This is a genomic window from Streptomyces sp. NPDC043738, from assembly GCF_056436545.1.
Genome location: NZ_JBWKCJ010000002.1, coordinates 432,093 through 454,726 on the forward strand (window position 1 = coordinate 432,093; position 22,634 = coordinate 454,726).

General features: G+C 70.9%; 20 protein-coding genes and 3 tRNA genes. 12 read left to right on the plus strand and 11 right to left on the minus strand.

From position 1 onward, the window contains the following. The first annotated feature begins 30 nt into the window (after positions 1–30). The gene (locus tag AC0680_RS05070) at positions 31–1,509 is read left to right on the plus strand and encodes a N,N-dimethylformamidase beta subunit family domain-containing protein (RefSeq protein ID WP_478624978.1); all 1,479 of its coding nucleotides are present in this window, start codon (positions 31–33) and stop codon (positions 1,507–1,509) included. A gap of 1,017 nt (positions 1,510–2,526) precedes the next feature. Beyond that, positions 2,527–3,426 carry a phosphoribosylaminoimidazolesuccinocarboxamide synthase gene (locus AC0680_RS05075; RefSeq protein ID WP_478624980.1) on the plus strand — a complete coding sequence of 300 codons (900 nt, stop codon included), beginning with the start codon at positions 2,527–2,529 and terminating at the stop codon, positions 3,424–3,426. A 43-nt stretch (positions 3,427–3,469) separates the two neighbouring features. On the opposite strand, the gene AC0680_RS05080 is transcribed toward AC0680_RS05075, so the two are convergent. The 5 genes from AC0680_RS05080 to AC0680_RS05100 form a co-directional block, all read right to left on the minus strand. Further along, positions 3,470–3,542: transfer RNA gene (locus tag AC0680_RS05080), tRNA-Gly, on the minus strand. A 54-nt stretch (positions 3,543–3,596) separates the two neighbouring features. Next, positions 3,597–4,214, minus strand: a complete 618-nt coding sequence (locus AC0680_RS05085) for a response regulator (protein ID WP_384423977.1) — start codon at positions 4,212–4,214, stop codon at positions 3,597–3,599. Beyond that, positions 4,211–5,515, minus strand: a complete 1,305-nt coding sequence (locus AC0680_RS05090; protein WP_478624981.1) for a sensor histidine kinase — start codon at positions 5,513–5,515, stop codon at positions 4,211–4,213. The genes AC0680_RS05085 and AC0680_RS05090 overlap by 4 nt, the downstream gene beginning before the upstream one ends. A gap of 2 nt (positions 5,516–5,517) precedes the next feature. Then, positions 5,518–6,339: an ABC transporter permease gene (locus tag AC0680_RS05095; protein ID WP_478624983.1), complete on the minus strand. Its 822-nt coding sequence runs from the start codon at positions 6,337–6,339 to the stop codon at positions 5,518–5,520. Next, positions 6,336–7,448 (minus strand): ABC transporter ATP-binding protein, encoded by a 1,113-nt coding sequence (locus AC0680_RS05100; RefSeq protein ID WP_478624985.1) that lies wholly within the window; start codon positions 7,446–7,448, stop codon positions 6,336–6,338. The genes AC0680_RS05095 and AC0680_RS05100 overlap by 4 nt, the downstream gene beginning before the upstream one ends. Positions 7,449–7,769: 321 nt before the next feature. On the opposite strand from AC0680_RS05100, the gene AC0680_RS05105 reads away from it, so the two are divergent. Together AC0680_RS05105 and AC0680_RS05110 are read left to right on the plus strand one after the other, a co-directional pair. Next, complete coding sequence (locus AC0680_RS05105; protein WP_478624987.1) at positions 7,770–8,387, plus strand: response regulator transcription factor; 618 nt, start codon at positions 7,770–7,772, stop codon at positions 8,385–8,387. Between the two features lie 98 nt (positions 8,388–8,485). Continuing rightward, complete coding sequence (locus AC0680_RS05110) at positions 8,486–8,872, plus strand: class I SAM-dependent methyltransferase (protein WP_478624988.1); 387 nt, start codon at positions 8,486–8,488, stop codon at positions 8,870–8,872. A 138-nt stretch (positions 8,873–9,010) separates the two neighbouring features. Here AC0680_RS05110 and AC0680_RS05115 read toward each other — a convergent pair. The 3 genes from AC0680_RS05115 to AC0680_RS05125 all read right to left on the minus strand — a co-directional run bounded on the left by AC0680_RS05115 (position 9,011) and on the right by AC0680_RS05125 (position 9,673). Beyond that, positions 9,011–9,086 (minus strand) — tRNA-Gly (locus tag AC0680_RS05115). 75 nt (positions 9,087–9,161) lie between these two features. Next, positions 9,162–9,233, minus strand: a tRNA-Gly gene (locus tag AC0680_RS05120). Between the two features lie 119 nt (positions 9,234–9,352). Further along, positions 9,353–9,673, minus strand: a complete 321-nt coding sequence (locus AC0680_RS05125; protein ID WP_026170169.1) for a histone-like nucleoid-structuring protein Lsr2 — start codon at positions 9,671–9,673, stop codon at positions 9,353–9,355. Between the two features lie 300 nt (positions 9,674–9,973). Between AC0680_RS05125 and purS the strand changes: the two genes are divergently transcribed. From purS to AC0680_RS05145, 4 genes are all read left to right on the plus strand, one after another. Beyond that, positions 9,974–10,237 (plus strand): phosphoribosylformylglycinamidine synthase subunit PurS, encoded by a 264-nt coding sequence (purS, locus tag AC0680_RS05130; protein ID WP_393499192.1) that lies wholly within the window; start codon positions 9,974–9,976, stop codon positions 10,235–10,237. Next, positions 10,234–10,914 (plus strand): phosphoribosylformylglycinamidine synthase subunit PurQ, encoded by a 681-nt coding sequence (purQ, locus tag AC0680_RS05135; RefSeq protein WP_478624991.1) that lies wholly within the window; start codon positions 10,234–10,236, stop codon positions 10,912–10,914. Before purS ends, purQ begins: the two co-directional genes overlap by 4 nt. Beyond that, positions 10,911–13,160, plus strand: a complete 2,250-nt coding sequence (gene purL, locus AC0680_RS05140; RefSeq protein ID WP_478624992.1) for a phosphoribosylformylglycinamidine synthase subunit PurL — start codon at positions 10,911–10,913, stop codon at positions 13,158–13,160. Before purQ ends, purL begins: the two co-directional genes overlap by 4 nt. Positions 13,161–13,256: 96 nt before the next feature. Further along, positions 13,257–14,051 carry a maleylpyruvate isomerase family mycothiol-dependent enzyme gene (locus tag AC0680_RS05145; protein WP_478624994.1) on the plus strand — a complete coding sequence of 265 codons (795 nt, stop codon included), beginning with the start codon at positions 13,257–13,259 and terminating at the stop codon, positions 14,049–14,051. Positions 14,052–14,083: 32 nt separating this feature from the next. On the opposite strand, the gene AC0680_RS05150 is transcribed toward AC0680_RS05145, so the two are convergent. Continuing rightward, on the minus strand, positions 14,084–15,565 hold the full coding sequence (locus tag AC0680_RS05150; RefSeq protein WP_478624996.1) for a sulfatase family protein: 1,482 nt from the start codon (positions 15,563–15,565) through the stop codon (positions 14,084–14,086). A 494-nt stretch (positions 15,566–16,059) separates the two neighbouring features. Here AC0680_RS05150 and purF point away from each other — a divergent pair, with 494 nt between their 5' ends. After that, positions 16,060–17,619 (plus strand): amidophosphoribosyltransferase, encoded by a 1,560-nt coding sequence (purF, locus tag AC0680_RS05155; protein ID WP_478624998.1) that lies wholly within the window; start codon positions 16,060–16,062, stop codon positions 17,617–17,619. A gap of 33 nt (positions 17,620–17,652) precedes the next feature. After that, positions 17,653–18,747 carry a phosphoribosylformylglycinamidine cyclo-ligase gene (purM, locus tag AC0680_RS05160; RefSeq protein ID WP_478625001.1) on the plus strand — a complete coding sequence of 365 codons (1,095 nt, stop codon included), beginning with the start codon at positions 17,653–17,655 and terminating at the stop codon, positions 18,745–18,747. 164 nt (positions 18,748–18,911) lie between these two features. On the opposite strand, the gene AC0680_RS05165 is transcribed toward purM, so the two are convergent. Further along, positions 18,912–19,163: a DUF3073 domain-containing protein gene (locus AC0680_RS05165; RefSeq protein ID WP_384439416.1), complete on the minus strand. Its 252-nt coding sequence runs from the start codon at positions 19,161–19,163 to the stop codon at positions 18,912–18,914. Between the two features lie 330 nt (positions 19,164–19,493). Continuing rightward, a complete protein-coding gene (locus tag AC0680_RS05170) occupies positions 19,494–20,612 on the minus strand; it encodes a Leu/Phe/Val dehydrogenase (protein WP_478625005.1) in 1,119 nt (372 codons plus the stop codon). Positions 20,613–20,812: 200 nt separating this feature from the next. Here AC0680_RS05170 and AC0680_RS05175 point away from each other — a divergent pair, with 200 nt between their 5' ends. Together AC0680_RS05175 and bldC are read left to right on the plus strand one after the other, a co-directional pair. Next, positions 20,813–21,649: a DUF8083 family protein gene (locus AC0680_RS05175; RefSeq protein ID WP_478625007.1), complete on the plus strand. Its 837-nt coding sequence runs from the start codon at positions 20,813–20,815 to the stop codon at positions 21,647–21,649. A gap of 511 nt (positions 21,650–22,160) precedes the next feature. After that, on the plus strand, positions 22,161–22,367 hold the full coding sequence (gene bldC, locus AC0680_RS05180; protein ID WP_003949541.1) for a developmental transcriptional regulator BldC: 207 nt from the start codon (positions 22,161–22,163) through the stop codon (positions 22,365–22,367). The last annotated feature ends 267 nt before the right edge of the window (positions 22,368–22,634 follow it).

Genomic DNA, 22,634 nt, shown 5'->3' on the forward strand with positions numbered 1-22,634 from the left:
TCGACGGGGGACGCGGGAGGGGAGCGGAAGGTGGCGACGGAACAGATCAGGCGATGGGAATCGGGCGCCCTCGCCCACGCGGTCACGGACCCGTTCGGGCAGGGCCCGCTGCCCTGGCTGCGCGGGAGCGAGAACTACTTCGAATCCGGCCAGATCATTCCCTGGTACGTCGATCCCGCCGTCGCCCAGGGCGACCTGCGGCTGCCCGCGCCCCGCAAGCACAACGGCCCGCGCAGCGCCGACGACGTCCACCGCCAGATCAAGGGCTTCGCCGGCACCGGCGCGGTGGCCCCCGGTGAAGCGATCGACTTCCGGGTCTCGGTCGACCCCCCGCAGCCCTTCAGCATCGACGTGTACCGCATCGGCCACTACGGCGGCGCCGGCGCCGCCAAGATCACCACCAGCCCGCGGCTGGCCGGCATCGTCCAGCCGCCGCCGCTGACCGTCGACCGCACGGTCTCCTGCCACCACTGGTGGCTCTCCTGGCGCCTCCAGGTCCCCACGTACTGGCAGCTCGGCGCCTATGTCGCGGTGCTGACCACCGCCGACGGCTACCGCTCCCACATCCCCTTCACGGTCCGCGACGACCACCCCGCCGACCTGCTCCTGCTGCTGCCCGACATCACCTGGCAGGCCTACAACCTCTACCCGGAGGACGGTCGCACCGGCGCCAGCCTCTACCACGCCTGGGACGAGAAAGGCGCCCTGCTCGGCGAGCGGGACGCCGCCACCACCGTCTCCTTCGACCGCCCCTACGCCGGTGCCGGCCTGCCCCTCCACGTCGGCCACGCCTACGACTTCATCCGCTGGGCCGAGCGCTACGGCTACGACCTCGCCTACGCCGACGCCCGCGATCTGCACGCCGGCCGCGTCGACCCCTCCCGCTACCGGGGCCTGGTCTTCCCGGGCCACGACGAATACTGGTCGGTGCCCATGCGCCGCACGGTCGAGCTGGCCCGCGACACCGGCACCTCGCTGGTCTTCCTCTCCGCCAACACCATGTACTGGCAGGTCGAGCTCTCCCCGTCGCCCTCGGGGCCGCACTCCCTGCTCAACTGCCGTAAACGCCAGGGCCCCGGCCGGCCCGCCCTCTGGCGCGAGATGGGCAACGCCGAGCAGCGCCTGATGGGCATCCAGTACGCCGGCCGGGTGCCCGAGCCCGCCCCCATGGTCGTCCGCAACGCCGACCACTGGCTGTGGGAGGCCACCGGCGCCCACGAAGGCGATGAACTCCCCGGCATGGTCGCCGGCGAGGCCGACCGCTACTTCCCGCGCACCAGCCTCCCCGAGCACACCCGCCGCATCCTGCTCGCGCACTCCCCGTACCGCGACGGCGAAGGCGCCCCCCGCCATCAGGAGACGTCCCTCTACCGCGCCCCCAGCGGCGCCCTGGTCTTCGCCTCCGGCACCTTCGCCTGGTCCCCCGCCCTGGACCGCCCCGGCCACGTCGACCAACGCATCCAACGCGCCACCGCCAACCTCCTGGACCGCATCTGCAAACGCGATTAGCACCTGCCCGGAGGAACCCCCCGGCCGCTGCTCCCGGCCGCCCGCCGAGCCCCTGGCCGCCCGCCCAGCTTCCGGCCCCGGCCTCTGGTCCTGGGGGCCCGCCCGCCGGCCTCGGCCGCTGGCCGCCTGCCGGGCCTTCGGCCTCGGCGGCCCGTCCGGTCTCTGGTTGCGGCCCTCCGGCCGACTTCGGGTGGTGCCCGCACGCCCAGCCTTAGGCCCCGGCCACCTTCCCGGTCTTCGGCCTTGGCGGCCCGTCCGGGCTTCGCCCCTTGTCGCCCGCCGGGCCTTCGGCCTCGGCGGCCCGTCCGGTCTCTGGTTGCGGCCGTCCGGCCGACTTCAGGTGCTGCGCGCACGCCCAGCCTTAGGCCCCGGCCACCTGCCCAGCCTCTGGTCCGGCTCTGGTGCCGCCCGCGTCTCCAGCCTCCGGCCCCCAACTGTCCAGCCTCCGATGCCGCCGCTTGGCTTCCGGCTCTGGCCGCTCGCCTTCCGGCCCTGGCCGTCCACCCGCCCTGGCCACCCGGCTTGCCGGCCCTGGCCACCCGGCTTGGCTTCCGGCTCTGGCCGCCCGGCTTCCGGCCCTGGCCGTCCGCCCGCCCTCCGGCACCGTCCGCCCGCCCAGCCTCCAGCCCCGGCCGTCCGCCCGCCCAGCCTCCAAGCCCGGCCGTCCGCCCTCCGGCCCCCTCAAGCCCGGCCGTCCGCCCTCCGGCCCCCTCAAGCCCGGCCGTCCGCCCTCCGGCCCCCTCAAGCCCGGCCGTCCGCCCTCCGGCCCCCTCCAGCCCCGGCCCGCCCGCCTTCCGGCCTCGCCCGTCACCCGGGAATCTCCTCCGCCCCCGCCACGTTGTGGCCCGCAGGGGGCCCAGGCGACCCCTACGGGATCTGTTCCCCCACCCCCTAGAGGCCGTCGCCCCTGAGCCAGCGGCCATCCAGCCCCAGAAGCCCTCCGGCCCCCGTGGGGCGTCGGCTTTCCGTATACGGGAGAATCGGACCGACTCCTGGATCAACCTACGCGGAGGAAGCGTGTCCGGTTTTGTAGAAAAGCCTGAGCCAGTGGAGGTTCCGGGGCTCACCCACCTCCACACCGGCAAGGTGCGCGACCTCTACCAGAACGCCGCCGGCGATCTGGTCATGGTCGCCAGCGACCGCATCTCCGCCTACGACTGGGTGCTGCCCACCGAGATCCCCGACAAGGGCCGCGTACTGACCCAGCTGTCCCTGTGGTGGTTCGACCAGCTCGCCGACCTGGCCCCGCACCACGTCATCTCCACCGACCTCCCGGCCGGCGCGCCCGCCGACTGGGCGGGCCGCTCCCTGATCTGCAAGTCGCTGCGGATGGTCCCCGTCGAGTGCGTGGCCCGCGGCTACCTCACCGGCTCAGGCCTCGCCGAATACCGCCAGTCCCGTACGGTCTGCGGACTGGCCCTGCCCGAGGGCCTCTCCGACGGCTCCGAGCTTCCCGCGCCGATCTTCACCCCGGCCACCAAGGCCGCCGTCGGCGACCACGACGAGAACGTCTCCTACGAGGAGGTCGCCCGTCAGATCGGTGCTGAGGTCGCGACCGAGCTGCGGCAGGCCACCCTCGCCATCTACGGCCGGGCCCGTGACATCGCCCGCGAGCGAGGCCTCATCCTGGCGGACACCAAGTTCGAGTTCGGCTTCGACGGGGAGCGGCTGACCCTGGCCGACGAGGTACTCACCCCCGACTCCTCGCGCTTCTGGCCCGCCGACCAGTGGGAGCCGGGCCACGCCCAGCCGTCCTTCGACAAGCAGTTCGTCCGCGACTGGCTGACCGCGCCCGCCACGGCCTGGGACCGCACGGGCGAGCTGCCGCCGCCCGCCCTCCCGGACGAGGTCGTCGAACGCACCCGCGCCAAGTACCTGGAGGCGTACGAGCGCCTCACCGGCCTCAGCTGGTCATAACGGAAGGGCCCCCGGTCACCGACCGGGGGCCCTTCTCACCTTGAGCGGACGACGAGGCTCGAACTCGCGACCTCAACCTTGGCAAGGTTGCGCTCTACCAACTGAGCTACGTCCGCATGCTCCGCGTCACGGCTTCTGAAACCAGTCGCCACCGCGCGGTGCGGGGTCCACTATAGCCAACCTCGCTCGCGGGCGAGGCGCGCCGCCGCGTGACGATTCTCCGCGCCCAGCTTCGCGGTCGCCGACGAGAGGTAGTTCCGCACCGTCCCCGGTGACAGCGACGCCCGCTCCGCGATCTCCGTGACCGGGGCCCCGGCCTCGGCGAACTCCAGCACCTCCGCCTCCCGGACGGTCAGCGGCGACTCCCCGGCGCTGATCGCGTCCGCCGCCAACTCCGGGTCCACATAGCGGTTTCCGGCATGGACGGCACGGATGATCTCCGCCAGGCGCTGCGCCGAAACGGTCTTCGGCACGAATCCCCGCACCCCGGCTTCCAGCGCCCGTTTCAGATGGCCCGGCCGTCCATGACTCGTCACGATCATCGACCGGCACTCCGGCAGCTCGTCCCGCACAGATGTGGCCACCGACACACCGTCCGCCCCCGGCATCTGCAGATCCAGCACCGCTATGTCCGGCCGGTGTGCCCGCGCCATCGCCAGCGCCTCGGGCCCGGAAGCCGCTTCGGCCACCACCAGCAGATCGTCCTCCAGGGACAGCAGCGCGGCCAGCGCGCCCCGGATCAGATGCTCGTCGTCGGCCAGCAGCACCCGGATCGGTGCCCCGCTCATTGCGCCCCGCCTTCCTGTACACCGGCGGCCGGGACCGGCAGCTGGGCCGTCAGGCGGTACGAGCCGTCCGGCCGCCGCTCCGCCTCCAGCGTGCCCCCCAGCGGCGAGAGCCGTTCCCGCAGGCCCTTCAGCCCACTGCCCCCGCCAGTCGTGTCCGGCCCAGGAGCACAGGCCCGTACGCCGTCGTTCTCCATCACCAGCACCGCCTGTCCGGCGCTCACCCGCGTCCGGATCACACAGCGCCCGGCGTCCGGTGCATGCCGCAGCACGTTGGTGGTGCCCTCCCGTGCGACCCAGCCCAGCGCCGACTGCACGTCGGCCGGCAGCCCCGTCCCGGCGTCGCCCTCGATCTGGCAGCCCACCCCGGCCGCCTGCAGTACGGAACGCGCCCCGGCCAGCTCCACCTGCAGATCGGCCTCCCGATAGCCGCGCACCACCTCGCGCACCTCCCGCTGCGACTCCTGCGCTATCCGCTGCACCTCCACCATCTGGTCCACGGCCTCGGCCCGCCCCCGCCGCGCCAGCTGCACGGCCAGCTCGCTCTTCAGCGAGATCACCGCCAGATTCCGCCCCAGCACGTCGTGCATGTCCCGCCCGAACCGCAACCGCTCCTCGGCGACGGCGAGGCGGGCCTGCACGCCGCGGGCGGCCTCCAGCTTCCACATCACGGCGAGGAACCAGCCGACGGACCGCCCCGTGGAGCAGGACATCAGCCCTACGGTGACCACCAGGGCCGCTGCGGTCCCCCAGGCCGACCAGCCGCCGGTGAGTGCGCCGCCCACGACCAGCACCGCAGCGGCGAGCGCGCCGAATCCCCCCAGGAAGACCCGCTTGCGGATCAGCATGCTCAGTGCGGCGCAGCTCGGTATCAGGGCCGTCACCATCGTCCCGCCCACCAGCATGCCCAGGGTGCTGGCGTCGGCGGTGCCGGACCGGCCGACGAGCAGGCTGAGCGCGAGCAGCGTGCCGAACACCGCGACGGTCAGTACCACCGAGACGGCAAGCAGACCCCATGGCGCGGGCCCCTTCCCCAGATACCGGTCCAGGGCCCGGCGCCCCAGCGGCACGAACACGACGGCCTGCAGAGCGGACAACGCGATGATCGTGCGGACGACGGCGAGCTGTGCGGCGGTGAGGTGATCCGGGACCACCAGCATCAGCGAGGTGAAACCCAGGCTCAGCCATGGCTGCCCTTGGAGCATCCATCGCGAGTAGGTGTCGATCCAGACGAGGGTGCTACGCCCCCGCCACTTCCGCCGCACCCGCCCGATCACGCGATCCCCGCCCTCGCCCTCGTCCATCTCTACCGCCGTGGCTCCCAGCGGAACCACCGCTGTCCAGCAAACACCGCGATTCCGCTCCACACCAACCCGATGACCAGCAGCTTCACCGTCTCACCCGGATCGGCTGCGCCGGTCCATCCGGCTTGCAGCAACCCCATCACGGGGGAGAGCGGCAGCAGTTCGAGCACCTGGGCCAGGCGGTCCGGAAGCATCGCCAGCGGGAAGAACACCCCCGACCCCACCAGCGACACCATGAACAGCGGCGTCGGCGTCAGCTGCGCGGCCTCCGCGGACTTGGTGATGCCCGCCGTGAGGGCGGCCAGTCCGGCCATCACGACCACACCGAGCACGACGCCCAGCACGACCAGGTGCGGAGCCCTGGGCATCCCCACTCCCAGCGCCAGGCTGCCGCCGACCACATAGAGCACGCACTGCGCCAGTGTGATCAGCACGGCGGGCAGCGCTCCGCCGGCGAGTATCTCCCAGTCGGCCAGCTCACCGGTCCGCAGCCGTTTGAGCACCAGGTCCTCACGCCGGGTCACATACACGCCGACGAGGTTGCTGTAGACGGCCATGAGCAGGGCCATGCCGAGCGCCGCGGGCAGCATCAGCGCTCCGATGGACAGCCCGGTCTTCTGCGGATCCAACTGCTCGCTGAAGTACGCCTTCATGCCATAGGTGATCAGCAGGGGAGCGAACACCCCCGAATAGATCATGAGCTTGCTGCGCCCCAGCAGCGTCAGCTCCGCTCGTCCCAGCGCGATCAGTCGCCCCGCCGCGCTCGTCGCGCCGCTCGCCCCCGCCCCCGCGCGAACCCCCATCTCACCGCCGACAGCACTCACTTGCTCTCCGCCCCCTTCTCCGTCCCGCTTCCGAAACCGTTTCCGAACCCGCTGCCTATCCCGTCGTCGATGCCGCGGGATATCTGCAGATACGCCTCTTCCAGCGACGCCGCCCGCACGTCCAGGCCGTGCAGTTCGACGCCCTTGTCCCGGGCCCAGAGCAGCAGTCCGGTAGCGGCCCGCTGCAGTTCGGCGGTCTGCAGCCGCACCGTGCGCCCCTTCTGCTCGTGCCCGGTGACCCCCAGCTCCGCCAGCGGCGGGAGATCGCCCACCAGGAACCCGGCCGGCAGCTCGAAGGAGATCCGGGACGGTTGCGCGGCCACCACCTCGCTGACCCGACCCGTCGCGGCTATCCGGCCGGCGTGCATGATCGCCAGCCGGTCCGCCAGCTCCTCGGCCTCTTCGAGGTAGTGCGTGGTCAGCAGCACCGTCGTCCCGACATCGCACAGCGAGCGCACCAGCTCCCAGGTCTCGTGCCGCGCTTCGGCGTCCAGGCCGGTCGTCGGCTCGTCGAGGAACAGCACCTCGGGCCGCCCCAGCAGCGCCAGTGCCAGGTCCAGCCGGCGCCGCTCGCCGCCGGAGAGCTGCTTGACCCGTACGTCCTTGCGCGGGGTCAGCCCGACGATCGCCAGCGCTTCGTCCACCGGTCGCGCGCCACTGGTGCAGCCGGCCCACATCCGCAGGGTCTCGGTGGGCGTCAACTCCGAGGGGAATCCGCCCTCCTGGAGCATCACCCCGATCCGCGGGCGTACCTTGTCCCGCTCCTTGTACGGGTCGTGTCCCAGCACCCGCACCTGCCCGCCGCTCGGCGGGGCCAGCCCCTCCAGCAGCTCGACGGTGGAGGTCTTGCCCGCCCCGTTGGTCCCCAGCAGGGCGAACAACTCACCGCGGGCGACCGAGAAGTCGACCCCCCGCACGGCTTCGTACCCCTGCCTGGCCGTGCCACGCGCCTTGTCCCCCGTCGCCGCGGACCTGGGCCGTCCCCCGCGCGGTCCAGGTCCGTTGCTCCCCCTGCCCTCGCCGCGGCCCCTGCCCGACGGCCCGTAGCGCCGCCGCAGTCCGCCGACCTCGATCACGGTCTCGGTCCCGCCGAATTCCCCGGTTTTCATGCCTCAAGGCTCCCGTGCGATCGACGGGCGGGCCGGTGAACGGTGTCATCGCTATAGATGACAAATGTCAGTTGACCGCGCACCGGCCACGGCCACTTTGACCGCGGGATCGGCCGTCTCCGCCCCCGCCGGTTACGGCAGTACGTACGCCCGGCCGCGACTCCACGTTCCCCTCCACCGTCAGCCCCCACGTACCCCTCTCCCGCCAGCCCCCCATGGCCCGAGGCGCCCGCGGCCCCCTGCCGCCCGACGCGCGTCCCCCTGCGGGAAATCCTCCCGACGCACCAATCCCCGAGCCGCCCGCCAGCACCGTTATGCGGGATGCCCCTTACCCGGCGCACCGGGGCGAGGGCCGGCCGTGGTCTTCCCGGCCACCCGTTCGACCCCGGGACGGCGCCGGCCGGCCCCTTCCTCGGCCCCTCCGCGACGGCGGAGCTCACGGAACGCAAGAGATCCGTGCTCTTCTTCCTCGCCCGCGGCCTCACCAATATGCAGATCGCGCACAGGCTTTCGCTGCGGCCGAACACCGTCCAGGAATGCATTCGCTCGCTCCAACTGAAGTGCGGGGTGAACGGCCGGGTGGAGGCGGCACTCCTGGGCGTACGTCATCGTCCCGCACGGCCGAACGCACCGGCCACGAGGCGATGTCCGTCTGAGCCGCCCGGCAAATGCCCGGCGATAACAGGGGGTTGCGACCGGCGGCGGCCCCACTTCGGGGGGAGGAAAAGATCCGGATGGGCGGCCGCGACGCCGGCTGAAATGCTGCGAACCGGGGCGTTGCCGGTCGAATCACCGACCGAATGGCCGATGCGTCCTGCCTGGCGGTCCACCGAGGCAGGGGGAAAACGCAGTGATGCGGCAGTCGGCAAAGGTATCGATCGGGGACGTCCGGCGCTCCCCGGCATCGGACTCCACACTTCTCATGGACCGCGGGCGTGAGGTGCTGCTGCTCCTCGCGGGCGGCCATTAGAACCGTTAGCCGGCCCAACACTCGGCGTCGCCGAGCGCACCGTACGGGCGAAACCCTCGCCGGACTGGTGCCCGGCCCCGCCCTCGAACCCGATGTCGGCACCGGCCGGAACGCGCTCCCCCTCGCCGCCCGCATCGGCTACGTCGTGGGTGTCGACTCCTCGCCCGAGATGCTGGAGCGCCTACGGGCCGCGGTCGCCGGGTCCGGCGCCGACGTCGAGGCGGTGCACGGCGATCTGCGTGCTTACGGCCCTGGGGCAGGCCTCGCACCTCTGGCCGGCGAACGGCTCCTACCGCATCGACACCGAAGTGAGCCGTCTCACATCTCCCGCGAGGTGGATTCCTACGCGGACGAGGCGGGCCCGGAGCCCGTCCGCCGCGGCGCCGACTGGACCGGCACGCCGTACGCCGCCGGGTCGCCGATGTACGTCGCGATCTACCCGAAACCGAATTAGGGGAGTCCGCAATGACGCCGGCCGGTCAAAGCCGCCCGGTCGGGGCCCGGGCCGGTCACCGGGGGCCGAGCCCCGGCGGCACAAACCGCCCGCGGTGACAAAAAGGCCCCGGTCGCGATGACCGGGGCCTTTTCTTTCTGGAGCGGACGACGAGGCTCGAACTCGCGACCTCAACCTTGGCAAGGTTGCGCTCTACCAACTGAGCTACGTCCGCAGGCATCCACTCGGCTTTCACCGAGCGGCGCGACAGCTACTCTACCTGATCCAATGGAGAGGTAGAGACTGTCAGAGCGGGTGACAGGGATTGCACACTGCGCCTCCCCCTTGGAAAGGGGGCGCTCTACTACTGAGCTACACCCGCGTGACTCCGTGAGGTCCGGCCTTCCGGCCTCGCCCCTCGGCGTGCTCCAGACTCTAGCTGATCAGTAGGGGTGCTGTGCAAGTCGGCTGCGCTCGCTCCGCGGGACGCCGGCAAGTCGGTTAGTGGTTGGCGGCGTTGAAGGCCTCGTAGACCTTCTTCGGGATCCGGCCGCGCGGCGGGACGTCCATCTGGTTCGAACGGGCCCAGGCGCGAACGGCCGCGGGGTCGGGGGTCACCGCGGTCCGGTGGTAGGCCTTGCCGGACTTGGCCCGCTTGCGGCCGGCCTCGACGAAGGGAGCGAGCGCGCCGCGCAGTTTCTTCGCATTGGCGGGATTGAGGTCGATCTCGTACGACTTCCCGTCCAATCCGAAGGCGACCGTCTCTGCGGCTTCTCCTCCGTCGATGTCATCGGAGAGCGTTACTACTACGCGCTGCGCCACGGATATCGGTCCTTTCGTGGAGCAACCCCTTGTTGACATGGAGTGATGCTCCGGATCCGGCTGATTGGGATCAATGCTTTTTCATTTGTACAGCGATGGGCATTGCATTGTGAAGCCCAGTTAATTTTGTCAGCGTGTCTTCCTGCAATCCCGACTCCGGATCTTTTCGAGAATTTTCCCTGGGGTGTACGCCCGCCGATACCGGACCGTGATCGGCCGTCCTGCATATCTATGCGCGTAGATTTTCGAACGCGGTACTGTGAGGACACCGCCTTACGCACCACACCACCGGGAGTGCCAGTGGCACGCGTCGTAGTCGACGTCATGCTCAAGCCGGAGATCCTCGACCCGCAGGGGCAGGCGGTGCAGCGCGCACTGCCACGCCTGGGTTTCGAGGGGATCGCCGACGTCCGTCAGGGCAAGCGTTTCGAACTTGAGGTGGAGGGTCCGGTCGACGACGCCGCCCTCGCTCGCATCCAAGAGATGGCCGAGACCTTCCTCGCCAACACCGTCATCGAAGACTTCACCGTTCGCGTCGACGAACCGGCCGAGGCCGGATCATGACCGCTCGCATCGGAGTCATCACCTTCCCCGGCACGCTCGACGACCGCGACACCCAGCGCGCGGTCCGGGTGGCCGGCGCCGAGGCGGTGCCGCTGTGGCACCGCGACAAGGACCTCAAGCAGGTCGACGCCGTGGTGCTGCCCGGCGGGTTCTCCTACGGCGACTACCTGCGGGCCGGGGCCATTTCCCGTTTCTCGCCGGTGATGGAGACCGTTATCGAGCAGGCCAGGGCCGGTATGCCGGTCCTCGGCATCTGCAACGGCTTCCAGGTGCTCACCGAGACCCACCTGCTGCCGGGCGCCATGCTGCGCAACAACCATCTGCACTTCATCTGCCGCGACCAGAAGCTGCGGGTGGAGAACGCGGACACCGCCTGGACCACCGATTACACGGCCGGCCAGGAGATCTCCGTACCGCTGAAGAACATCGACGGCCGCTACGTCGCCGACGAGCGGGTCCTCGACGAGCTGGAGGCGGAGGGCCGGGTCGCCTTCCGCTACCTCGACGGCAACCCGAACGGCTCGCTGCGCGACATCGCCGGCATCACCAACGAGGCGGGCAACGTCGTCGGCCTCATGCCGCACCCCGAGCACGCCGTCGAGCCGCTGGTCGGTACGGGCCGCACCGACGGCCTGGGATTCTTCACCTCGATCCTGAAGAAGTTGGTCAACGCATGACGCTGGACACGGTCAAGCACGCCGCCGAGACGCCGGACGTCGACCAGCCGTGGGCCGAACTGGGCCTGAAGCAGGACGAGTACGCGCGCATCCGGGAGATCCTCGGCCGCCGCCCCACCGGCGCCGAGCTCGCCATGTACTCCGTCATGTGGTCCGAGCACTGCTCCTACAAGAGCAGCAAGGTCCATCTGAAGCAGTTCGGCGAGAAGGCCCCCGAGAACGACGCGATGCTCGTCGGGATCGGCGAGAACGCGGGCGTCGTCGACGTCGGCCAGGGCTACGCGGTCACCTTCAAGGTCGAGTCGCACAACCACCCCTCGTACATCGAGCCCTACCAGGGCGCGGCAACCGGTGTCGGCGGCATCGTGCGCGACATCCTCGCGATGGGCGCCCGCCCGGTCGCCGTGATGGACCCGCTGCGCTTCGGCGCCGCTGACCACCCCGACACCAAGCGCGTCCTGCCGGGCGTCGTCGCCGGCATCGGCGGCTACGGCAACTGCCTGGGTCTGCCCAACATCGGCGGCGAGGTCGTGTTCGACCCCTGCTACCAGGGAAACCCGCTGGTCAACGCGCTCTGCGTGGGCGTGATGAAGCATGAGGACATCCACCTCGCCAAGGCGTCCGGCGCCGGCAACAAGGTCATCCTCTACGGCGCCCGCACCGGCGGCGACGGCATCGGCGGCGTCTCCGTACTCGCCTCCGAGACCTTCGACGACAGCAAGCCCGCCAAGCGGCCCGCCGTCCAGGTCGGCGACCCCTTCCAGGAGAAGCTGCTCATCGAGTGCACCCTGGAGATCTTCAAGGAGAACCTGGTCGACGGCATCCAGGACCTCGGCGGCGCCGGGCTGTCCTGCGCCACCAGCGAGCTGGCCTCGGCCGGCTCCGGCGGTATGCGCGTCGAGCTGGACACCGTGCCGCTGCGCGACTCCTCCCTCTCGCCCGAGGAGATCCTCATGAGCGAGTCCCAGGAGCGGATGTGCGCGATCGTCGAGCCGGGCAAGGTCGACCGCTTCCTGGAGATCTGCGAGAAGTGGGACGTCATCGCGACCGTCATCGGTGAGGTGACGGACGGCTCGCAGCTGGAGATCTTCTGGCACGGCGAGCAGATCGTGGACGTGCCGCCGCGCTCCGTCGCCCACGAGGGGCCGACCTACCACCGGCCCTTCGAGCGCCCCGAGTGGCAGGACGCCCTCCAGGCGGACGACGCGGCCAAGCTGGCGCGGCCGGCGAACGCCGAGGAGCTGCGCGCGCAGGTCCTGCGGCTGGTGGGCTCGCCCAACCAGGCGTCCAAGGCGTGGATCACCGACCAGTACGACCGGTTCGTCCAGGGCAACACCGTGCTCGCGCAGCCGGAGGACTCCGGCATGGTGCGGATCGACGAGGACTCGAACCTGGGTGTGGCGGTGGCCACCGACGGCAACGGCCGGTACGCCAAGCTCGACCCGTACACGGGTGCCCAGCTGGCGCTGGCCGAGGCGTACCGCAATGTCGCCGCGTCCGGGGCCAAGCCGCTGGCGGTGTCCGACTGCCTGAACTTCGGCTCGCCCGAGGACCCGGCGGTGATGTGGCAGTTCGCCGAGGCCACCCGCGGTCTCGCCGACGCCTGCCAGACCCTGGGCACGCCGGTCACCGGCGGCAACGTCTCGCTGTACAACCAGACCGGTGACGTGGCGATCCACCCGACGCCGGTGGTCGCGGTGCTCGGCGTCATCGACGACGTCAACCGCCGCACGCCGATCGCGTTCGCGGACGCCGGCCACCTGATCTACCTGCTGGGTGACACCCGGGAGGAGCTGGGCGGCTCGGCCTGGTCGCAGGTCGTGCACGACCACCTCGGCGGGCTCCCGCCGAAGGTCGACCTGGCCCGTGAGCAGCTGCTGGCGGAGATCCTGATCTCGGCCTCGCGCGACGGCATGGTCGACGCGGCGCACGACCTCTCCGACGGCGGTCTGATCCAGGCGCTGGTGGAGTCGTGTCTGCGGGGCGGCCGGGGCGCTCGCCTGGTCGTGCCCGACGGGCTGGACCCCTTCGTCCTGCTCTTCTCCGAGTCGGCGGGCCGGGCGATCGTCGCCGTCCCGCGCAGCGAGGAGCTCCGCTTCACCGACATGTGCGGTGCGCGGGGGCTGCCGGCCACCCGGATCGGTGTGGTCGACGGCGCGGAGATCGACGTCCAGGGGCAGTTCAGCATCCCGCTGAGCGAGCTCCGCACGGCACACGAGGGCACGATTCCGGGCCTGATCGCCTGATCTGCCGAGAGGACCGCGGCTCGCCCGTCCGGCGCGGGCCGCGGTCTCGGCATAACTCCGGGCGGACCACCGCCCGCCCCCAGTAGCCTCGGCCGCATGTCTCCCGCCCGAGGTACGTCCCGCACCCGCAGCTACGACCCCGCAAAGACCCGCGCCGCCGTCGCTGCACAGTTCGCGCATGTGCGGACGGCCGTGGGGGAGTTGACGCCCGAGCAGTTCGCGCTGCCCACCCGGCTCGGCGACTGGTCGGTGCGGGAGCTGGTGGGGCATCTGTCGATGGTGGTCGGCAGTGTGGCGGGCAATCTTCGCCGGCCGGCCCCGGCGCAGGCGGAGACCTCCCTTCTGGAGTGGCCGTTCGCCACCGCGCCGCTGGCGTCCGGGATCGACGACGACACCCGGGCCGTCGCCGCCGACGAGCCCGTGGAGCTGCTCGCCCGCACCGCCGAGCAGTTCGCCGAGGCCGTGCCGCCCTCGGTCGAGGACCGGCCGCTGCCCACCCGGGTCGGCGCGATGCGGCTGGCCGACTATCTGGTCACCCGCTGTGTCGAGCTGGTCGTCCACACCGACGACCTGGCAGCGGCGACCGGCGCGAAGATCCCCTACGACCGTCAGGCCCTGGCCACCACCACCCGGCTGCTGGCCGACGCGCTGGCCGCCAAGGCGCCCGGCGGGTCGGTGGAGCTCCGGGTGCCGCCGTTCGCCGTCGTCCAGTGCGTCGAGGGCCCCCGGCACACCCGCGGCACCCCGCCGAACGTCGTCGAGACCGACCCGCTCACCTGGATCCGTCTGGCCACCGGCCGTACGACCTGGGCCGAGGAGCTGGCCGCGGCGACCGTCACCGCCAGTGGGGAGCGGGCCGACATCGGGCGGTTGCTGCCCGTGATGAGCTGAGCCGGGCGAGCCGGGCTCCCCGGCTTCCGGCGTCAGCCCTTCGGATAGGGCAGCAGCGTCTCGTCCACCGCCTCCCAGGCGGCCCGCAGCCGCTCCAGCACACGCGGCTCGGCGGCCGCCTTGTCGGCCTGTTCGCGGGGGTCGTGCGGGAGGTGGAAGAGCTGGTCCTTGCCGCCCTTGCCCCGGTAGTACTTCCAGTCGCCGCGGCGCAGCGCCCGCTCCCCGCGCACCCGCCAGAACAGATCGCGTTCGGCCAGGCGCTCACCGCGCAGCAGGTAGCCCGCCAGGCTCGTACCGTCCAGCGGGTGGCCGCGGTCCGGCCGGGTGCCGGCGATCTCCAGCAGGGTGGCGGTCCAGTCCGGGGTGAACACCGGCTCATGGCTGACCTGTCCGGCGTCCAGCCGGGCGGGCCAGCGCACGATGGTCGGCACCCGGATGCCGCCCTCCTGGAGCGAGGCCTTGTTGCCGGACAGCGGCCAGTTGTACGACCAGCGCTCGCCGCCGTTGTCGCTCGCGAAGAAGACCAGGGTGTCCTCCTCCTGGCCGGAGCGCCGCAGGGCGGCCAGGACGTCGCCGACCGAGCGGTCGAGGTCCTCGACCATCTCCCGGTACTTCTCCAGTGAGCCGCCGTCCCGGTGGAAGAGCGCGCCCGGTTCGCCCGCCTCGATCCTGCGGACGATCTCCGCGCTCTCCTCCTCGTCGCCCTCGGCGATCCACGGCCAGTGGGGAGTGGTGAAGTTGAGGTTGAGCAGCCAGGGCGCGGTGTGCTCGCGCTCGACGTAGTCGACGGCCCGCTCGGTGATGATCCGGGTGTAGTAGCGCAGGTCCTTGTACTCGGCGTCGCCCTCGTAGAGGTCGTACTCCCCGGCCAGTCCCAGCTTGGAGTAGTACTCCAGCGCTCCGCCGAAGTTGCCGAAGAAGGTGTTCCAGCCCGACTTGGTGGGGCCGTGGTCGGGCAGGTAGCCGCAGTGCCACTTGCCGATCAGTGCGGTGTCGTAGCCGGCGGTGCGCAGCAGCGAGGCGAGGGTGGGGTGGTTCGGGTCGAGCCCCGCGCTCCGGTCGGCGATCGGCTCCGCCAGCCCGCCCTCGGTACGGCCCGGATAGCGGCCCGTGTACAGGCTGAAGCGGGTGGGCGAGCAGGTGGCGGATCCGGCGTACGCCTGGGTGAAGCGGACGCCCTGGCGGGCCAGCCGGTCCAGGTGGGGCGTACGGATATGGGTCGAGCCGTAGGAGGAGAGGTCGGCCCAGCCCAGGTCGTCGCCCAGGATGAACAGGATGTTGGGGCGCCGCGAGCGGCGGGCGGGGGCGGCGTGGAAGGTCCGCTCGCGGGGCTGTGGCGGTGCGGCGGCAGCGGTGCCGGACGCGCCCGCCGCCAGGGCCGGCCCGCCCACGGCCGCCGCGGCGCCCAGGCCGCCGGCCAGGCCCCCGAAGGCACGCCGGGAGAGGCCGGAAGCCTTCCCGGAGCCGTCGGGCTCCTCGGGCGCGGAAGGATGTGCGGGGTCGACGGAAGACATCGTCTCGGCTCTCCAGGAAGATCGTTCGGGGCCGTGCCGCGGCGTGCCGGCTCCCCGGGGGCGGCGGGGGAGCGGGGCGTCGCGTATCTCACACGGCCGTGCAGGGGTGCGTATGCGGTATAAGCCGCATACGTGGAAAACCCGTCATACGGGGTGAATGTCTAAAAGCGCGAGAAGGCGCAGCTCAGAGCGGGCGCCGGAGTCATGCGGGCGATGTCGTCATCACCCACGGCCACCAGGCCGGTGCTCAGCGACAGAGGTCGCCGGCGATGCGACCGAAGTCGACGTGGCGGCGCCGCACGAGACGCTCGGCGCGGTGGGGCGCCCGGCGGCCGGCCAGGCGCGCCAAGGGCTGCGGGGTCTGCATGGGCAGAAATCCTGGCCGTGTGGCCGTGAGCACGTCAAGCATGTTTAACGCGCCGTTCATGCACTCCTCCAGGAGCGCACCCATCCCCGGTTCGGATGAATCCGCGACCTGCCCTAGACTCGGGGGCGTGCCACGTGGTGACGGACGACTCAACCACGACCTGCTCCCCGGCGAGAAGGGCCCCCAGGACGCTTGCGGCGTCTTCGGTGTCTGGGCTCCGGGTGAAGAGGTCGCCAAACTCACCTATTTCGGGCTGTACGCGCTGCAGCACCGTGGACAGGAGTCCGCGGGCATCGCAGTGAGCAACGGCTCCCAGATCCTCGTCTTCAAGGACATGGGCCTGGTGTCCCAGGTCTTCGACGAGACTTCCCTCGGTTCCCTCCAGGGCCATATCGCCGTGGGCCATGCCCGCTACTCCACCACCGGTGCCTCGGTGTGGGAGAACGCCCAGCCGACGTTCCGTGCCACCGCGCACGGCTCGATCGCGCTCGGCCACAACGGCAACCTGGTCAACACCGCCGAGCTGGCCGAGATGGTCGCCGCGCTGCCCCGCGAGGGCGGCCGCGCGACGCAGGTCGCGGCCACCAACGACACCGACCTGGTGACGGCCCTGCTGGCCGGCCAGGTCGACGAGGACGGCAAGCCGCTGACCGTCGAGGAGGCCGCCCCGCGCGTCCTGCCCAAGGTCAAGGGCGCCTTCTCGCTCTGCTTCATGGACGAGCACACGCTCTACGCCGCCCGGGACCCGCAGGGCATCCGCCCGTTGGTCCTCGGCCGCCTGGAGCGCGGCTGGGTGGTCGCCTCCGAGACCGCCGCCCTGGACATCTGCGGTGCCAGCTTCATCCGCGAGATCGAGCCCGGCGAGCTGGTCGCCATCGACGAGGACGGCCTGCGCAGCAGCCGCTTCGCCGAGGCCCGCCCCAAGGGCTGCGTCTTCGAGTACGTCTACCTCGCCCGCCCGGACACCGACATCGCCGGCCGCAACGTGTACCTCTCCCGGGTGGAGATGGGCCGCAAGCTGGCCGCCGAGGCCCCGGCCGACGCCGACCTGGTGATAGCGACGCCGGAGTCCGGCACTCCCGCCGCCGTCGGGTACGCCGAGGCCAGCGGCATCCCCTACGGATCCGGCCTGGTCAAGAACTCCTACGTCGGCCGGACCTTCATCCAGCCCTCGCAGACCATCCGCCAGCTCGGCATCCGCCTCAAGCTCAACCCGCTCAAGGAAGTCATCCGCGGCAAGCGCCTGGTGGTCGTCGACGACTCGATCGTCCGCGGCAACACCCAGCGCGCGCTCGTGCGGATGCTCCGGGAGGCCGGCGCGGCCGAGGTCCACATCCGGATCTCCTCCCCGCCGATCAAGTGGCCGTGCTTCTTCGGCATCGACTTCGCCACCCGCGCGGAGCTGATCGCCAACGGTCTGAGCGTGGCGGAGATCGGGAAGTCGCTGGGCGCCGATTCGCTCGCGTACATCTCGATCGACGGCATGATCGAGGCGACCACGATCGACAAGCCGAACCTGTGCCGCGCCTGCTTCGACGGCGAGTACCCGATGGAGCTGCCCGACCCGGAGCTGCTGGGCAAGCACCTCCTGGAATCGGAGACCGCGGCGCCGACCAAGTCCGACGTGGACGGCGTCCAGACGCTCACGGCCGGGGTCGGCGGCGCCGACGCGCTGCGTCGCCCGTAGAGCTCGTACACACACGACACGAAAGTTCTCCGCATGTCCGCTGAATCATCTGAGCGTGCTCCGCACACGGGCACTGGTGCCAGCTACGCGAGCGCGGGCGTCGACATCGAAGCCGGCGACCGCGCCGTCGACCTGATGAAGCAGTGGGTGAAGAAGGCCACCCGCCCCGAGGTCGTCGGCGGGCTCGGCGGCTTCGCCGGCCTCTTCGACGCGTCCGCCCTCAAGCGCTACGAGCGTCCCCTGCTGGCCTCGGCCACCGACGGCGTCGGAACCAAGGTCGACATCGCCCGGAAGATGGGCGTCTACGACAGCATCGGCCACGACCTCGTCGGCATGGTCGTCGACGACCTGGTCGTCTGCGGCGCCGAGCCGCTGTTCATGACCGACTACATCTGCGTCGGCAAGGTCTATCCCGAGCGGGTCGCCGCGATCGTCAAGGGCATCGCCGAGGGCTGTGTGCTGGCCGGCTGCGCGCTGGTCGGCGGCGAGACCGCGGAGCACCCCGGGCTGCTGGGCGCGGACGAGTTCGACGTCGCCGGCGCCGGTACGGGCGTCGTCGAGGCCGACCGGGTGCTGGGCGCGGATCGCATCCGTACGGGCGACGCGGTGATCGCGATGGCGTCGTCGGGACTTCACTCGAACGGGTACTCGCTGGTCCGCCATGTGCTGTTCGACCGGGCCGGCATGACCCTGGACCGGGAGGTCCCGGAGTTCGGCCGCACGCTCGGCGAGGAGCTCCTGGAGCCCACCAAGATCTACTCGCTGGACTGCCTGGCGCTGACCCGCACGACCGAGGTGCACGCCTTCTCGCACATCACGGGCGGTGGGCTGGCCAACAACCTCGCCCGGGTGATCCCGGACGGCCTGCACGCCACCGTCGACCGCGCCACCTGGACGCCGGGCCCGGTCTTCGACCTGGTCGGCACGGCCGGATCGGTCGAGCGCCTGGAGCTGGAGAAGACGCTGAACATGGGCGTCGGCATGATCGCCGTCGTTCCGCAGGAGTCGGTGGACGTGGCCCTGACCACGCTCGCCGACCGCGGGGTGGACGCCTGGGTCAGCGGTGAGATCGTCGAGCGCGGTGACCACGCGGAGGCCGTGACCCTGACCGGTGACTACGCCGGCTGATCATCTGGGCCGCACCGGCAGTCGTCGGTGCGGCCACCGCGGGTCACACCGTTCCGGCCGTCACAGCCGTGGCAACGGACTTCTGGGCAGCACAGAACCCGGTCCGGGCGATGCCCAGGACCGGGTCCGTGATGCTGTTATGGGTGCCGCTGGCGCACGGCGCGTCAAGCGCGACGACGCTGCTGGGACGAGTCGCCCTCGTCCTCATCGTCGTCGTCCTTGTTGTACAGCTCTGCGTACCGTGCGTACGGGTCGTCGTCCTCTTCATCCTCGAACGGCTCTCCGTTCGGAGGCTGCTGGTTCGACGGTGATGCACCCAGCTCGTCGGCCAGTCGTGAGAGATCCGTCCCACCGCTGCTGTACTTCAGCTGGCGGGCGACCTTTGTCTGCTTGGCCTTGGCCCGGCCGCGCCCCATGGGTCGACCCCCTCAATGACGGGGCTCGATGGCCCCAGAGTCTTGACACGCGTTCATGGATCAGAGCGGGCTCTCGACAGAGAGACCGGCCCGTAGGGCTTTAACGGTACCTGCTTCCGCGGCCATACGGTACGTCGCCCGCATCACCCGCCGCTCGGCACGACCGGCAAGGCGCCCCGTCCCCGCTGGTCAACTGCGATTTTAACCTGTCCTGTACGGCGACCCGCCGACGGGTGGTGAGGGATGTCTCCCCGACCACCCGTGGCGGGTCGCGCAAGGCCGTGTTTCCGGCCGACGAGGCCGAATGGCTCCGCCGGCCCGGGCGCCGGGTCAGACGTGCCGCGCCTCCGCCATGCGCTGCTCGGCGATCCGGTCGGCGGCCGCGGCGGGCGGAATGCCGTCGGTCTTCGCACGAGCGAATATCGCCAGCGTGGTGTCGAAGATCTTGGCGGCCTTGGCCTTGCAGCGGTCGAAGTCGAAGCCGTGCAGTTCGTCGGCCACCTGGATGACACCGCCGGCATTCACGACGTAGTCGGGCGCGTAGAGGATGCCGCGGTCGGACAGGTCCTTCTCGACGCCCGGGTGCGCGAGCTGGTTGTTGGCCGCGCCGCACACCACCTTCGCGGTCAGCACCGGCACCGAGTCGTCACTGAGCGCACCGCCCAGCGCGCACGGCGCGTACACGTCCAGGCCCTCGGTGCGGATCAGTGCCTCGGTGTCGGCCACCGCGGTGACCTGCGGGTGATCGGCCAGGACCCGCTCAACCGACGCGCTGCGCACGTCCGTGATCACGACCTCGGCGCCGTCCTTGAGGAGGTGCTCGACGAGGAGGTGCCCCACCTTGCCGACGCCCGCGATACCGACCTTGCGGCCACGCAGCGTCGGGTCGCCCCAGGCGTGCTGGGCCGAGGCGCGCATGCCCTGGAAGACGCCGTAGGCGGTCAGGACGGAGGAGTCGCCGGCACCGCCGTTCTCCGGGGAGCGGCCGGTGGTCCACTTGTTCGTACGGGAGACGACGTCCATATCGGCGACGTACGTACCGACGTCGCACGCGGTGACGTAGCGGCCCCCGAGGGAGGCCACGAACCGGCCGTAGGCGAGCAGAAGTTCATCGGTCTTGATCAGATCGGGGTCACCGATGATCACGGCCTTACCGCCGCCGTGGTCCAGCCCGGCGAGGGCGTTCTTGTAGGACATGCCGCGCGACAGATTCAGGGCATCCAGCACGGCCTCCTCTTCGGAGGCGTAGGCGTGGAAGCGGGTGCCACCGAGGGCGGGCCCCAGGGCGGTGCTGTGGATGGCGATCACTGCCTTCAGGCCGCTGGCGCGGTCCTGGCAGAGAACGACCTGCTCATGGCCCCCCTGCTCCGTTCGGAACAGGGTGTGCAGAACGCCGCCGTCGGTGCCGGCGGGGGCCGGACGTACGTCAGTCACTGTGGTGACTCCCATAAGTCGCGAAGGACGCCCTCCTGTGGGTGGGGAGGGCCGGTTGAAAAGAGCGTAAGACCTGCGGGGCGGGTTGATCCGTCAGGTGCGGAGGATCACCCTCTCCCGGGGGACGGACGTGGGACGATCTGGTCGTATCGCAGGCCGGCCGGGGGCCCTTGGGCGCGTCTCCCGGCAGTGGACTTCCCTTTGGAGGAGCGGGCGTGGCCGTGGCGTCGTCGGTGAAGGTCCCGTACATGGCATATCTACGGGTCTACGAACCGCTGGCAGCGTTCCCCGAGCCGGAGCGCTCCCACTGGGCGCGCTATGCCAAGCGGGCGGACACCCCCACCGCCCAGGACGAGCAGCGCCGGGCGCTGGCCGATCTGCTGCCGACCCCGCCGGTGCCGGTGCCGGTCCACGAGAGCGCGGACGCGTTCGTCACCGTCGTCGACGAGGTGACCTGCGTCTGTCCTTGGCGCACCCGGCTGCGCGGCTGGCAGGCCCTGGAGGACCTGGAGGAGCTGCTGCCGGCGGCGGTGCTGGACGCGGCGCTTCCCCCGGTGGTGCGCCGGCAGGCGGCCACCGACTACGAGCGGTGGCGGGAGCGCAATCCGGACGCCCGGCCCTGGATCCGGGGGGCGTCCTGGCACGTCCCGGTCCGCTGGTTCGTCCTCTTCGACGACGGCGAGCGGGAGTACACCAAGGGTGAGCAGTCGCCTGTGCTGCGTTACCGGACGCCGATGGTGCAGGCCAGGCGCCGGGTCGCGCGCGGGCTGCGTACGCTGCGGGACGCCCTGGAAGAGGGGCCGCTGATCGACGGCCTGGTAGATGTGGGGCGCTGGCTCGAGGAATTCCATCCGCGTTCGCTCGTGGAGCTGGATTACGGAGGGCTGGTGCACGCGGTGCCCGAGGGGCAGCTCGCCGAGGACCGTTCCGCCGCCGAAGTGGCGGAGGGGTTGGCGGCGCTGCGCGAGGGGGACGGCGAGCGGGCCGGGGTCGCGTACGAGAAGCTTTCTCAGCGGTGGCGGGCGGTGCGCGAACGCCAGTTCTCCAGCTGAGGGCCGAGAATGCCGGAGGTTCGTGGCGCGGAAGTGCTCTGTTCGCTTTTCGGTGGTTGGGCGGTAAGGGACGTAGGTCCTTAACCGGGCGATTGCCTCAAGCGTGACCTAAAGCACTGACTTCGGGTCTTGCTACCAAGGCGTACCCTCGTGCCAAAATAGGACAAGGAGCCCGACGTGGGCTCCTTCCGTCCAACTAAGGGCGGGTAGATCGGTATTGCGGTCCTTGAGGGGTCTGTGGCGACTGATCACGCTGTGACTGATCGTCACGGCCGTGTGACTGTCCGCTATGGCACGGTCCATCGGCATCCGCCGAGGTTGAACACCTGAGAGGGCAATTCCATCGGTTTGGCCGACGTGGCTGGACAGATGGTGTAGTTGTAGTGCCGAGGACAAGCCGTTCGTCCTATAACCGACTCGGCCCGCGTCCGCCATTTCGGGCAACGTGGGTCAAGGTGCAGAATTTAGAGGAAAGAACCGTGATGGTTCGGTTCTCCCGAGGAGGCCGCTCATGACCGCTCGCACCCCTGACGCCGAGCCGCTGCTGACCCCTGCCGAGGTTGCCACGATGTTCCGCGTGGACCCCAAGACGGTCACCCGCTGGGCCAAGGCAGGCAAGCTCACGTCCATCCGCACGCTCGGAGGACACCGGCGTTACCGCGAGGCTGAGGTCCGCGCACTGCTCGCGGGTATCCCGCAGCAGCGCAGCGAGGCCTGAACAACCGCATAACCAGGCCGTTTTCGGGGCCCCCAACCCGAAAGCGCCTACTTCGCACCACATAGCTCGACCTGCTCCACCCCCGCTCCACATAGCTCCATACGACGCGGTGTCTGCCCCAACAGGCCCCTCACCCGTTCCATCTGGGTACGTCATCGATCGCGCTGGACTCCGCCGGGTCCAGCGCGATCTTTTTGTGTGCGGCCGCTCCCGGGCCCGTCAGGGCGGCTGAGCCGGCGTGGCGCCGGAGTCGCCCATGGCGGCGCC

Coding starts and splice junctions, on each gene's coding strand:
- AC0680_RS05100 (WP_478624985.1), bottom strand. CDS start 7,448: ATGAAAACCGGGGAATTCGGCGGGACCGAGACCGTGATCGAGGTCGGC.
- AC0680_RS05150 (WP_478624996.1), bottom strand. CDS start 15,565: ATGTCTTCCGTCGACCCCGCACATCCTTCCGCGCCCGAGGAGCCCGAC.
- AC0680_RS05085 (WP_384423977.1), bottom strand. CDS start 4,214: ATGAGCGGGGCACCGATCCGGGTGCTGCTGGCCGACGACGAGCATCTG.
- purQ (WP_478624991.1), top strand. CDS start 10,234: ATGACCGCTCGCATCGGAGTCATCACCTTCCCCGGCACGCTCGACGAC.
- AC0680_RS05145 (WP_478624994.1), top strand. CDS start 13,257: ATGTCTCCCGCCCGAGGTACGTCCCGCACCCGCAGCTACGACCCCGCA.
- AC0680_RS05170 (WP_478625005.1), bottom strand. CDS start 20,612: ATGGGAGTCACCACAGTGACTGACGTACGTCCGGCCCCCGCCGGCACC.
- purL (WP_478624992.1), top strand. CDS start 10,911: ATGACGCTGGACACGGTCAAGCACGCCGCCGAGACGCCGGACGTCGAC.
- purM (WP_478625001.1), top strand. CDS start 17,653: ATGTCCGCTGAATCATCTGAGCGTGCTCCGCACACGGGCACTGGTGCC.
- AC0680_RS05090 (WP_478624981.1), bottom strand. CDS start 5,515: ATGGACGAGGGCGAGGGCGGGGATCGCGTGATCGGGCGGGTGCGGCGG.
- bldC (WP_003949541.1), top strand. CDS start 22,161: ATGACCGCTCGCACCCCTGACGCCGAGCCGCTGCTGACCCCTGCCGAG.
- AC0680_RS05165 (WP_384439416.1), bottom strand. CDS start 19,163: ATGGGGCGCGGCCGGGCCAAGGCCAAGCAGACAAAGGTCGCCCGCCAG.
- AC0680_RS05105 (WP_478624987.1), top strand. CDS start 7,770: ATGCCCCTTACCCGGCGCACCGGGGCGAGGGCCGGCCGTGGTCTTCCC.